This is a genomic window from Crossiella sp. SN42 (assembly GCF_023897065.1).
Classification (GTDB): Bacteria; Actinomycetota; Actinomycetes; order Mycobacteriales; family Pseudonocardiaceae; genus Crossiella.
In genome coordinates this window covers 91786-103940 of sequence record NZ_JAMHIV010000037.1, presented here as the reverse complement: position 1 = coordinate 103940, position 12155 = coordinate 91786, and the positions used below count along the sequence as shown (strand labels likewise).

Annotated in this window: 9 protein-coding genes; 4 read left to right on the top strand and 5 right to left on the bottom strand. The window is 73.0% G+C overall.

Annotated elements, in window-relative coordinates; translation table 11 throughout:
- Positions 1-107: 107 nt before the first annotated feature.
- The 3 genes from M8C13_RS35885 to M8C13_RS35875 form a co-directional block, all read right to left on the bottom strand.
- The gene (locus M8C13_RS35885; protein ID WP_252485234.1) at positions 108-986 is read right to left on the bottom strand and encodes a glycosyltransferase family 2 protein; all 879 of its coding nucleotides are present in this window, start codon (positions 984-986) and stop codon (positions 108-110) included.
- Positions 987-1005: 19 nt separating this feature from the next.
- Positions 1006-2136, bottom strand: coding sequence for a glycosyltransferase family 1 protein (locus M8C13_RS35880; protein ID WP_252485233.1), 1131 nt, complete (start codon positions 2134-2136; stop codon positions 1006-1008).
- 104 nt (positions 2137-2240) lie between these two features.
- The gene (locus M8C13_RS35875; RefSeq protein WP_252485232.1) at positions 2241-3371 is read right to left on the bottom strand and encodes a glycosyltransferase family 1 protein; all 1131 of its coding nucleotides are present in this window, start codon (positions 3369-3371) and stop codon (positions 2241-2243) included.
- 42 nt (positions 3372-3413) lie between these two features.
- Here M8C13_RS35875 and M8C13_RS35870 point away from each other — a divergent pair, with 42 nt between their 5' ends.
- A complete protein-coding gene (locus M8C13_RS35870; protein WP_252485231.1) occupies positions 3414-4328 on the top strand; it encodes a glycosyltransferase family 2 protein in 915 nt (304 codons plus the stop codon).
- On the opposite strand, the gene M8C13_RS45630 is transcribed toward M8C13_RS35870, so the two are convergent.
- Positions 4325-6412, bottom strand: a complete 2088-nt coding sequence (locus tag M8C13_RS45630) for a tetratricopeptide repeat protein (protein ID WP_252485230.1) — start codon at positions 6410-6412, stop codon at positions 4325-4327. The two genes, M8C13_RS35870 and M8C13_RS45630, sit on opposite strands and share 4 nt — an antisense overlap.
- Positions 6409-6927: a ClpX C4-type zinc finger protein gene (locus tag M8C13_RS45180; RefSeq protein WP_305884039.1), complete on the bottom strand. Its 519-nt coding sequence runs from the start codon at positions 6925-6927 to the stop codon at positions 6409-6411. The genes M8C13_RS45630 and M8C13_RS45180 overlap by 4 nt, the downstream gene beginning before the upstream one ends.
- Positions 6928-7062: 135 nt before the next feature.
- On the opposite strand from M8C13_RS45180, the gene M8C13_RS35850 reads away from it, so the two are divergent.
- The 3 genes from M8C13_RS35850 to M8C13_RS35840 all read left to right on the top strand — a co-directional run bounded on the left by M8C13_RS35850 (position 7063) and on the right by M8C13_RS35840 (position 12153).
- Positions 7063-9576 (top strand): glycosyltransferase, encoded by a 2514-nt coding sequence (locus M8C13_RS35850; protein ID WP_252485229.1) that lies wholly within the window; start codon positions 7063-7065, stop codon positions 9574-9576.
- A 14-nt stretch (positions 9577-9590) separates the two neighbouring features.
- A complete protein-coding gene (locus tag M8C13_RS35845; protein ID WP_252485228.1) occupies positions 9591-10676 on the top strand; it encodes a glycosyltransferase family 1 protein in 1086 nt (361 codons plus the stop codon).
- Between the two features lie 124 nt (positions 10677-10800).
- Entirely contained in the window at positions 10801-12153 is a 1353-nt protein-coding gene (locus M8C13_RS35840) for a hypothetical protein (protein ID WP_252485227.1), read from the top strand.
- Positions 12154-12155 lie beyond the last annotated feature (2 nt).

Below are 12155 nucleotides of genomic sequence, written 5' to 3'. Positions count from 1 at the left end.
CGGTGGGGCGCTTGACAGGGCTGGTGTGTTTTTTCCAGGCCGTCGAAGCAGAACCACCCAGACCGGCCGCTCCGTTTGCGATCAAAAGCGCCAGCCCTCGCGGGCCGTTATGGCTTCGCCGCGCCCCGGGTCTCCAGCTTGAGTCGCAGCGCCAATCCTGCCTTGATCGCCAACCGCAATGGCGCGTTCACCGGACCCGGGTTCCGGTCGGCCAGGAATCGATATGCGCTGTCGTGGTGTGCCGCGAGCATCTTCGGCTTGACCTTCGCCGTCGAGACCCCGCCGATGTGCATCACTTCGGCCGTCGGCACGTACACGTTCAGCCAGCCTGCCTTGCCCAGTCGGTCGCCCAGGTCCACGTCCTCGAAGAACATGAAGTACCTGGGGTCGAAGCCCTGGATTGCGTCGAAGGCTTCCCGGCGGAGCAGGAGGCAGGAGCCGGAGAGCCAGCCTGCTGGGCGTTCGCCGACGGCGCGGTCTTCCTGGCGGTAGGCCTTGGTCCAGGGGTTGCCGGGCCAGATCTTGCCGAACAGGGCGTGGCCGATGCCGCGGCCAAGGGACGGGACCAAGCGGGCTGAGGGGTAGACCTCGCCGTTGGGTTCGCGGATGAGGGGGCCGAAGGCGCCTGCTCTTGGCCAGCGCTTGGCGGCCTCCAGGAGGGTGTCCAGGGAGCCCGGGCCCCACTCCAGGTCCGGGTTGGCGACCACGACCCAGCCGTACTCGTCCGGGAGTTGGACCACGCCCCGGTTGGCCGCGGTGCCGTAGCCGACGTTCTCGCCGATGACCAGGAGCTGGACGTGCTCGCGCTCCGCCGCCGCCTGCTCCGGTGCGCCGTCCACCGAGCCGTTGTCGGCCAGCACGACCTTGAGCGGGGACTGGGTGCTCGCCTCGTCCAGGGTGTCCAGGAAACGCGCCAGCGTCTTGCCGGGCGAGTAGGTCACGGTGACGACGGCGAGGCGATCTCCGTACTGCTTCTGCTCGGCCACGCCGAGACATTCTGCCGTCTCAGCGGCCCCGGCGGTGCAGCACGTCCGCCCTGGCGTAGGCCTCGCGGTGCTTCACCGCGCTGACCTGCCAGGAGAAGTCCTTCGCGCGTTGCTGGGCGGCGGTGGCCAGGCTGGAGCGGCGGGCCGGGTCGTCCAGCAGTTCGGCGACCGCGGCGGCGATGTCGCCCGCGCCGACCCCGCAGTAGGCGACCGCGTCGCCGCCGACCTCGGGCAGGCTCAGCCGCCGCGTGGTCAGCACGCAGGCGCCGCAGGCCATCGCCTCCAGCACCGGCAGGCCGAAGCCCTCGCCGAGGCTGGGGTAGGCCACCAGGTCGGCGCCGCCGAGCAGGCCCGAGAGGCGTTCGAAGGGCACGTAACCGGCGCGGATCACCCGCAACCGGTGCGGCACGGAGTCCAGCGCGCGTTCCACGTGGGTGTCCCAGCCGGGCTGGCCGGCCAGCACCAGCGCCGGGGGGTCCTCCCGGCCGCGGCAGGCCCTGGCGAAGCCGCGGATCAGGGCGGGCACGTTCTTGCGGGGTTCCAGTGCGCCCAGGAAGGCCACGTACGGGGTGTCGCCGAGCTCCAGGTCGGCGCGGACCGCGGCCACCTCCTCCGGCGCTGGCGGGTGGAAGCGTTCGGTGTCCACCCCGTGCGGGGCGACCTGGAGCACCCGCCGGTCCGCCCCTGCCACCCGGACCAGCTCGGCCGCGGTCGCCCGCGAGGGCACCACGCACACCTCGGCCCTGCGCAGCGAGGCCCTGGTCCAGCCGCGGAAGAACCGGGACTTGACCGGGGAGTGCAGCGCGGAGTCGGTGAAGAAGGTTGCGTCGTGCAGGGTGACCACCGAGGCGACCGGGTTGACCAGCGGCAGCGTGTAGTGCGGGGAGTGCACCACCTGCACCGCGAGCCGCCTGGCCAGCACCGGCAGGCTGCTCTGCTCCCAGGTCAGCCGGGCCGTGCGGGTGGCCACCGACTCGGTGGCGACCACGATCCGGGAGGCCGGCGCCATCTGGTGGTACAGCTCGGCGTCCCTCGGCTGGCAGACCACGGTGATCCGGGCCCCGTCCGCGTCCAGCGCGGCGACCAGCGAGTCCACGTACCGGCCGACGCCGCCACGGTCCGCCGGGACCGCCGTCGCATCGATCAACACGCTGGGTTCTGCTTGCGCCACCCATGCAGACTAAGGCCCGCTCGAACAACGCATTGCTGGAATGCGAACTTCACTGGTTTTCTGGCTGGTCCCGGTGGCCTTGATCACCCACGAGTGGGACGCCGGTACAACTCAACGTGTACCCGCCACACCGCCTCGGCCGCGCTCCGCCAGCTGAACCGCTCCGCCCGCCGCCGACCGGCCGCCACCAGCGCCGACGCCCGACCCGGGTCCGCCGCGACCTGGTGCAGGGCCGCCGCCAGCGCGCCCGCGTCCCCGCGCGGCACGGTGATCCCGGCGCCACCGGCCACCTCGGCCAGCGCGGGCGCGTCCGAGTGCACCACCGGCACCCCGGCGGCCATCGCCTCCAGCACCGGCAGCCCAAAACCCTCCGCGCGGCTGGGCGCGGCCAGCACGGTGGCCCGGCCCAGCACCACGGACAGCTCGCGGTCGCTGATCCGGCCCAGCACCACCAGCCGCTCCGGCGCCAGCCCGTGCCGCCTGGCCAGCTCGGCCACCGACACCCCGCCCCAGCCGGGCGGGCCGGCCAGCACCAGCGGCAGCGCGGGCGCGGCCGGGCGGGCCATCGCCTCGATCAGCACGTCGATGCCCTTGCGCGGTTCCACCGTGCCCACGGCCAGCACGAACCGCTCCGGCAGCCCCAGCCGCCGGGCGATGGTGGCCGCCGAGTCCGCGGGGATCGGCTCAGTCAGCACCCCGGCCACGCCCTCCCCCACCACGTGCACCCGCGCCGGTCCCGGCACGAACCTGGCCAGCTCGGTCTCCACCGCCGCGGTCGGCACCACCAGCGCGTCCGCCCGGCGCACCGCCCGGCCGATCACCGCGCGGTGCCAGGCCACCCCGCGCCGGGTGAGCGTCTCCGGGTGCGTCCACGGCACCGTGTCGTGCACGGTGACCACCAGTCCCCGGCCGCCGCGCGGCGCGGGCGGGGCCAGCGGGGTGGGCGCGTGCACCGAGTCCCCGCCCGGCCACAGCGGCAGCCCGTGCTGCCAGGCCAGGGCCAGGGCCCGGCGCGGCAACCGCAGCCTGCGCGGCCCGAGCACCCCGGGAATCACCGCGGCGGCAGGATCGGCGTGCCGGGCGACCACCCCGGTGACCTCCCAGCCCGCGGGCGCGGTCGCGGCCAGCGCGGCGGCCAGTTCCCTGGTGTACCGGCCGGTGCCGCCGGGGACCGGGGCGAGCAGCTGTTCGGTGAGCACCACAAGCTCGGGCATCCGGTCAGCCTGCCACGTCGGCGACGCATTAACGTCGGAGGTATGTCGCAGCAGCCCCGCACCACGGTCGTTGTCGTCACCTGGCGGGGCCGGGACCACATCGTGGACTGCCTGAACGCCCTGACCGAGCAAACCCGTCCACTGTGGACAGTCGTGGTGGACAACGCCAGCGACGACGGCACCGCGGCGCTGCTGGCCGGGCACCCGATGGCGGGCACCATCCTCCGCCTGGACGAGAACGTCGGTTACGCGGGCGCGCTGGAGTCGGCCCTGTCGATCGTGGACACCCCGTACGTGGCCTGGCTCAACGACGACGCCGCCCCCGAACCGAAGTGGCTGGCCGCCCTCGAGTCGGCCCTGGACGCCGATCCCAAGGCCGCCGCCGCCAGCTCCCGGTTGATCACCGAGAACGGCGTGGTGCAGTCCCTCGGCGTCCGGCTGACCGCGGACGGCCACGGCGCGGACCGCACCGAGGTCGGCGAGCCCTTCGGCTTCTGCGGCGGCGCGGCCCTGATGCGCACCGAGGTGCTGCGCGCGGTGGGCGGCATCCCGGGCGACTTCTTCTGCTACTACGAGGACACCGACACCTCCTGGCGAATGCGCCTGGCCGGCTGGCGAGTGGTGAGCGTGCCCTCGGCGGTGGTCTGGCACCGGCACGGCGCGAGCTCGGAGCCCGGGTCGCCGAAGTTCCACCGGTGGAACGAGCGCAACCGGCTGCTGATGTTGCTGCGGTGCGCGCCTGCCTGGGTGGCGGGGTGGCAGCTGGTGCGGTTTGTGCTGATCACGTTGAAGTTGTTGGTGCGCCGGAATCCCTCTGGGGCGGCGAACTTCCGGGTTGGGCTGCGGCTGGGGGTGCTGGGCGAGGTGCTGCGGCGGCTGCCCGCGACGCTGCGGGAGCGGCGTGGGGTGAACGGCAACCGCAAGGTGCTGTGGCGGGACTGGGCGGGCCGGGGTTAGTCGAGGTCCAGCCGCAGCTGTTCGGCCAGCTCCTGGTGGTCGTGGCGCTCGGCGATGGCCAGCGCCCGCAACAGGCAATCCTGGGCTTCCTCGTGTTCTCCGGCGGTGCGCAGCAGCGAGGCCAGCAGGCCGAGCGCGGTGCCGGCCGCGTAGTCGTTGGCCACCTCCTCGGCCAGCCGGACCGCTTCCCTGGCCCAGCTGATCGCCTCCGCGGTCTCCCCCAGCCTGCTCAGCGAGGCGGACAGGCCCAGCACGCTGAGCGACTGGCTGTGCCGGTCGCCGCGGGTCTGGCCAAGGGCGAGGTGCTGCCGCCAGCTCGCCGCCGCCTCGGCGTGCCACCCGAGCTGCCCCTGCGCCTCGGCGAGCTGCCGCAGTCCGGCCAGCTCCGCGACCTGGTCGCCGATGGCCCTGCTGATCGCCACCGCCCGCGCGCACTGGTCGAGTCCGCCCGGCTCTCCCCCGGCGAGCCTGGCCCGGCCGAGCCCGGAGAGCGCGACGGCCTGCCCGGCCTGGTCGCCCAGCCGCTGACAACTGTCGAACTGTCGCTGGTACGCCTCGGCGGCAGCGGCGAAGTCCTTGCCCCGCAGCAGCCGCCTGCCAAGCTCCCCCAGCGCGTCGGCCTCGGTTTCCGGGCCGAGTCCCCCGGCCAGCGACAGTGCCTGCCGCGCGCAGGCCAGCGCGTCGGCCGGGCGGCCCGCGGTGGTGTAGGCGTTGGCGAGCACCTGGGTGGCGAGGTAGGCGGCCCGCGAATCGCCCAGCGCGGTGGCCGCGGTGGCCGCCCGTTCGCTCACCCACACCAGCTCGGTGAACCGGTGGCGCAGGGTCAGGTAGGTGGTGAGGGTGTTGCTCAGCTTGAGGATCAGCACGGGCTGGTCATATTCCTCGGCGATGCGCACCAGTTCGAGCAGCGTGCGGTGCTCCAGGTCCAGCCAGTCCACGGCCTGCTGGAGGTCGGCGGACCGGTCGGAGCGCATCAGGTGCAGGCTGGTCTGTTCCGCGGCCGGGCCGAAGTACATGATCAACCGGAACAGGGCCTGCGGGCGGTCCTCCGGCAGCTCGGCCGCGTAGACCGCGAGCAGGTCGTGCATCCGCCAATAGCCCCAGGGCGTTCCCGGCTCGATCAGGTGCGCGCGGGCCAGCTCGGACAGCAGCCGTTCCGCCTGGAACTCCGGCAGCTCGGCCAGTGCCGCGGCGGTCTCGGTGCTGGTCTGCTCACCGGGGTTCACCGACAGCAGACGGAACATCCTGGCCTGCTCCGGCGGCAACTGCCGGTAGGACAGGTCGAACGACGCCCGCACCGCCAGCGACGGGCCGAACTTCAGCGCTGACAACCGGTTCTGCTCATCCGCCAACGCCCGCACCCTGGCGGACAGCGGCTGGCTGGGGTGCGCGGCGAGGTCGGCGGCGGTGATCCGGATGGCCAGCGGCAGGTAGCCACACAGCCGGACCAGCTCCGCGAGTTCCGGACCTTCGCGGGAGTCATCGCCGGACTGGCGGAGCAGGTCGGTGAGCAGGGTCTGAGCTTGGTCAGGCGGCAGGACGTCCAAGGAGAGCAGGCGGGCGTCCAACTCGGCCAGGGTGTGGCGGCTTGTGATCAGGACGCGGTGGTGGCCGCCGGGAAGCAGGGGCTGGACCTGGGCGGCGGTGCCCGCGTTGTCGGCGACCAGGAGCAGCGGCGGGTGGTCGGCCAGGACCGAGCGGTAGTGGCCCTCGCCTGCCGGGGCGGGCTGGCCGAGGGCGGTGAGCAGGTCGGTGAGGGCCTGTTCGGGCGTGAGCGGGGTGTCGTCGTAGCCGCGCAGGTCCAGGAACAGCACGCCGCCGGGGAACTCCGCGCGCAGCTCGTGCGCGGCCCGGACCGCCAGCGCCGTCTTGCCGACCCCGGGCAGACCGGTGACCACCACCGAGCCCGCGCGCAGGCTCTCCAGCAGGCTTGCCAGCTCCTCATCCCGGCCGACGAAGACCGGCTGCGGTGGCAGGGATGACAGCGCCTTGGACGGGACCACCGGCTGCTGGATGGTGATGTCCCGGCCCTGGACCACCAGGTTGGCGTAGACCTGCCCGCTGATCCGGTTGTGCGTGCTCACCCGTCCAGTGTGGCGGCCACCACCTCAGCGGTGAAACTCACACAGCCGCCGCAGATCAGCACCCCCGGCCCGGCCACCAGCGGCCCGGCCTCGCCCGCGGACTTGCCGCAGAAGGAGCAGCTGAACCGGCCCGAGGCCCGATCCAGCCGCGCGGGCTGACCGGCCAGGGCGCGCTGGGCCTGCGCCACGCAGCCGTCGCAGATGAACACCTTCGGCCCGGCGACCAGGCGGCCGCACTCCGCATCGGGGGCTCCGCAGAAGGAGCAGGCGAGGCCGGTGGACTTCTTCTTCGGCCGCCAGTCCGGGGTGCCGCCCGCGGCCTCGACCAGTTGGTGCACGCGCTGGTGGCTCAGTTCCAGGGCGTCGGCGATCTCGCGCAGGGAGGCGCCTGCCAGGTGCAGGCGGCGGATGGCCCGCTGGTAGTCGGCCTTGGCGGCCTCGGTGGCCTGCTGGGCGGCTCGCCAGCGCTGGGTGGCGGCGCGGGCGGCGGCGAGCAGCGGTTCGTCCAGCGGCATTCGTCTACGGTAGATAGACAACTGGGCGTCCGTCTAGTGGTGGTTGACACCCGTCCGGTGCGGGCCGTACCTACGATCAACACCGGATGAGGCAGGCTTAGCCCGGTCAAGCGGTCTGCGGGGAGGAGTCAGGACGTGGCGGAGCTGCCCCTGGTGTCGGTGGTGGTGGTCAACTACCGCGGCGCCGAGGACACCATCACCTGCCTGCGGGCGTTGCGCGAACAGCTGGACTACCCGGCTGACCGCCTGCAACTGATCTGCGTGGACAACGCCTCCGGCGACGGTTCGGCCGAGCGGATCGAGGCCGAGACCGAGGGCGTCATGCTGGTCAGGGCGCCGGGCAACCTGGGCTTCGCCGGGGGCTGCAACCTCGGCGTCGAGCACTCGCACGGCGAGGTGCTGGCCTTCCTCAACAACGACGCCCGGCCGGACCCGCAGTGGGTGCGCGCGGCGGTGCAGGTGCTGCGCACCGACCCGACCGTGGGCGCGGTGGCCAGCAAGGTGCTCGACTGGGAGGGCGAGGCCATCGACTTCGTCGACGGCGGGCTCACCTGGTTCGGCATGGGCTACAAGCGGCACGCGGGCGAGCCGGACGACGGCAGCCACGACGCGCCGAGGGACGTGCTCTTCGGCACCGGGTCCGCGCTGTTCGTGCGGGCCAAGCTGTTCCGCGCGCTGCACGGCTTCGACGAGCGCTTCTTCATGTTCTACGAGGACGTCGACCTCGGCTGGCGGCTCAACCTGCGCGGCTGGCGGGTGCGCTACGAACCGGCCTCGCTGACCTACCACCGGCACCACGCCTCGATGTCCGGCGTGCACTCCGCCCGCGAGTACTACCTGCTGGAGCGCAACGCGCTCGCCATGCTCTACAAGAACCTCTCCGACGCCTCGCTGGCCAAGGTGCTGCCCGCCGCGCTCGCGCTGTCCGTGCGCCGGGCCACCGCCCGCGGCGAGCTGGACCCGACCCAGCTGGAGATCACCAGGCGACCGGCCGACCGGGCCGAGGACGACGCCCCGGTGCAGATCTCCCGGGAGACGCTGGCCGGGTTCCTGGCCATCGACCAGTTCGTCGAGCTGCTGCCCTCGCTCGGGCCCTCCAGGGCGGCCGAGCAGGCGGCGCGGGTGGTCACCGACCACGACCTGCTCCCGTTGATGCGCAAGGCGATGGAGCCCGCCTACCCGCTGCCGCGCTACCTGGCCGCGCACGAGGTGCTGGTCAAGGCCTTCGGGCTGGACGAGGTGTTCGGGCGGCCGCGGCGGATCCTGGTGATCACCGGCGACGTGGTGGCCGAGCGGATGGCCGGGCCGGCGATCCGGGCCTGGAACATGGCGCTGACCCTCTCCGCCGAGCACGAGGTGCGGCTGGTCAGCATCAACAAGAGCTTCGCCCCGCCCGCCGCGCCGTTCGCCGTTGTGCAGGCGCCGCAACGGGATCTGCCGCAGCACGTGGAGTGGGCCGACGTGGTCATCCTGCAGGGCCACGTGCTGGAGCTGGTGCCCTCGTTGAAGCGCAAGGACTCCACCAAGATCGTGGTCTGCGATGTCTACGACCCGATGCACCTGGAGCTGCTGGAGCAGAGCAAGGACAGCGACGACGAGCGGCGGGCCAAGGACGTCGTCGGCGTCACCAAGGTGCTCAACAACCAGCTCCAGCGCGGCGACTTCTTCCTGTGCGCCTCCGAGCGGCAGCGGCACTTCTGGCTGGGCAACCTGATGGCGCTGGGCCGCCTCACCCCTTCGCTCTACGACGCCGACCCGACCGTGCAGTCCCTGCTCGCGGTGGCCCCCTTCGGCCTGCCGGGCAAGCCGCCGGAGCGCACCGGCCGCGGCATCCGGGGCGTCGCGCCCAACATCGGCGAGACCGACAAGGTGGTGCTCTGGGCCGGTGGCGTGTACAGCTGGTTCGATCCGCTGACCCTGATCCAGTCGGTGGAGCTGTTGCGGCACAAGCGGGATGACCTGCGACTGTTCTTCCTCGGCATGCGCCACCCCAACCCGGACGTGCCGGAGATGGGCATCACCGCGGACACCCGGCGGCTGGCGCACCAGCTCGGCCTGGTCAACCGGCACGTGTTCTTCAACGAGAGCTGGGTGCCCTACCACCAGCGGCAGAACTTCCTGATGGACGCCGACTGCGGGGTCACCACGCACTTCGAGCACGTGGAGACCACCTTCGCCTTCCGCACCAGGGTGCTGGACTACCTGTGGGCCGGGCTGCCGATCGTGACCACCGACGGCGACGCCTTCGCCGACCTGGTGCGCGCCGAGGGCCTCGGCCTGGTGGTGCCTGCCGAGGACCCCGAAGAGCTCGCCGAGGCGCTGGACCTGGTGCTCTACGACACCGAGTTCGCCGCGGCCTGCCGGGAGCGGATCGCCGGCGTGCGCGAGGAGTTCACCTGGGAGAACGCGCTGGCGCCGCTGGTGGAGTTCTGCCGCAACCCGCGCCCGGCCGCCGACCGGCTCTCCGACAGCGCGCCGCTGACCAGGACGCCGCCGCTGAACTCCGGGCAGAAGCTGCGCAGGGACCTCGGCCTGTTCCGGGAGTACCTCAACGCCGGTGGCGCGGGCGAGGTGGCCCGCAGGGCCGGTGGGCGACTGGCGCGGCTGGCCAAGGACCGGCTGCGCGGCGGGGACGAGAAGAGCCAGTGAGAGGAAACGCTGACGTGAAGCCGCTCCGGGTGCTGCTGGACGGCAACCCGCTGCTCGGGGACCGGACCGGCGTCGGCCGGTACACCGCCGCACTGGCCGAGGAGCTCGCCTCGATGTCCACTGTGGACGTTCGCGCGGTGGCCTTCACCCTGCGCGGCTGGCGGGCGCTGCGCTCGGCCGTGCCGCACGGGGTGCGCGCCCGCGGCCTGCCGGTGCCCGCGCGGCTGCTGCGCGCGGCCTGGCTGCGCTCGCCGCTGCCGCCGATCGAGGTCTTCGCCGGGTTCACCGACGTGGTGCACGCGACCAACTTCGTGCTGCCGCCCTCGTTGCGGGCAGGCAGCGTGCTCACCGTGCACGACCTGGCCTTCCTGGACGCGCCGGAGGAGATCCCGTCCTCCGAGGTGGACCTGCCGGAGCTGGTCCGCCGCTCGGCCAAGCGCGCCGACGTGGTGTGCACGCCGACCCAGGCGGTGGCCGAGACGGTGACCGAGCGGCTGGGCGTGCCACGGGAGCGGATCCGGGTCACCCCACTCGGCGTGGACCCGGCCTGGTTCGTGGCCAGGGCGCCGAGTGAGAACCTGCGCCGCCGCCTCGGCCTGCCCGCGGAGTACCTGCTCTTCGTCGGCGCCGACGGCCCGCGCAAGGGCCTGGCCAGCCTGGTCGCCGCGCACGCCGCCGATCCGGAGCTGCCGCCGCTGGTGCTGGTCGGGCCCGGCACCGACCACATCGGCGGGACCAACCGGGTGATCCGCACCGGCTACCTCTCCGAGCTGGACCTGCGCCGGGTGGTGGCCGGGGCCGCGCTGCTGGTGCTGCCCTCCCGGGACGAGGGCTTCGGGCTGCCGGTGCTGGAGGCGATGGCCTGCGGCGTGCCGGTGGTGTGCTCGGACGTGCCCGCGCTGCGCGAGGTGGCCGGCGGGCTGGCCACCCTGGTGCCGGTCGGCGACGTCGAGGCGCTCACCGTCGCACTGTCGTCCACAATGGACGATGGGGTGGCCTCGGACACGCTGGCCAAGCGCCGGGCGCACGCCTCGGAGTACACCTGGCGGCGCTGCGCGGAGGAGACCGTGGCGGCCTACCGGCAGGCCGCCGGGCGCTGAGCCCGAAGCCCGGCAAACGGGTGTGTGACAGGGTTGTCACGACGGAGTAACCCGTTGCTCCAAACGCGTTCCGCGCACGGGAAAGTCCTCGTGAGCGGGGCGGGATGCTGCCAGCATGGAGACCATGACCCCAGGCGAGGAAGCCGAGTCGGCGCTCAAGGAGCTGCACGCCTCCCTCGACGAACGGCGCCGCCCCGAGGACGTCGCCGAACTGGTGCTCCAGGCGCTCGGCCCCCGGCTGACTGCCGAGGAGGCCGCGCTGCTCGGGGTCGCCGCGGCCAAGGGACGCGGCAACGGCTACTTCTCCTCGATGCCGGAGGACTTCGCCCGCCCGGTCGGCGGCACCGCCCAGCTCGCTTGCGCGGCAAAGGTTTTTGGCCTGGACGGACCACCCGCGGTGAACCCGGACGACCCGCAGGCGCTGCGCGCGGTGGCCAACTCCCTCGGCGAGGCCATCGGCTGGCACACCGACCGGGCCGACTTCCTGGCCCACCGGCTGGACCGGCAGGAACGGCAGCGGGCCGGGATCGAGCTCACCGCGCGGCAGTACAACCGGCGCTGGCGGGCGCTGCACCGGCTGGCCGCCAAGGCCAAGCAGCTGGAACACGAGCAGTTCAAACGGCGGCTGGTGATGCTGGGCCGCTCCGGTTTCGCCGGACAGCTGGACTTCGACCGCTTCCGCGCCGATGAGAACGCGGCCTGCTTCATCGCCTACTACACCGCCCGCCGCAACCTGCGCCGCGAGTTCTCCCTGTCCGGACGGGCCAACCCGTTCGACCAGATCGCCGACGCGCTGCTGGCCCGCTGCGAACGCGCAGGCGCGGACACCGACTGGGCGATGATCGCGCTCGTCCTGCCCAGCCAGGAGGTGCTGGAACGACTCGACGACGCCCAGCGCGGCGAACTGCTCGGCCGCTGGTCCGCGGTGATGCACCAGGCCGCCACCCTGCTGGGCCGGATGTGGCGCACCGGCGGTTTTGATCGCGTGCGAATGGTTGTGCGCAGAGGCAACGACTCCAGCACCTGGAACCTGCTCGCCCAGGGCTACAACGCCGCCCGCGCCGCCTGGCTGTCCTGCCTGGCCGCCACCGGCACCGAACGCCTGCTGGAGATCGCCTGCCCCGGCAAGGCCATGCGGCTGATGGCCGCCGACCTGGTGCAATGGCACGCCGCGGGGGCCGAACTGTCGCCGGATACCGCGGTGTGGGCCGGGTTGCCGCTGCCGTGGGATGTGCTGGACGGGCACGTGGAATGTGGGCGGGCCAAGGTGGAGGAGGTCTGCGCGAGGGTCGGATTGGACCCGCGGCTCTCCGGCTGGACCGCGCCCCGGCCGGTCGGCGAGGTGGCCGAGTTCGCGCCGACGCCGGAGCTGGTGCACGGGGTGAGCATCGCGGATCCGGCCTGGGCGCAGGTGCTGCGGCGGTCCGGGTTCTTCAGCGGGCGGCCGATCGGGCGAAAACCTGGCGCGGTTGAGTAGGG

Bases quoted from the DNA above. Each gene is read 5' to 3' on its own strand.
- M8C13_RS35870 (WP_252485231.1), top strand. From the start codon at position 3,414: ATGTCGCAGCAGCCCCGCACCACGGTCGTTGTCGTCACCTGGCGGGGC.
- M8C13_RS35875 (WP_252485232.1), bottom strand. From the start codon at position 3,371: ATGCCCGAGCTTGTGGTGCTCACCGAACAGCTGCTCGCCCCGGTCCCC.
- M8C13_RS35840 (WP_252485227.1), top strand. From the start codon at position 10,801: ATGACCCCAGGCGAGGAAGCCGAGTCGGCGCTCAAGGAGCTGCACGCC.
- M8C13_RS45180 (WP_305884039.1), bottom strand. From the start codon at position 6,927: ATGCCGCTGGACGAACCGCTGCTCGCCGCCGCCCGCGCCGCCACCCAG.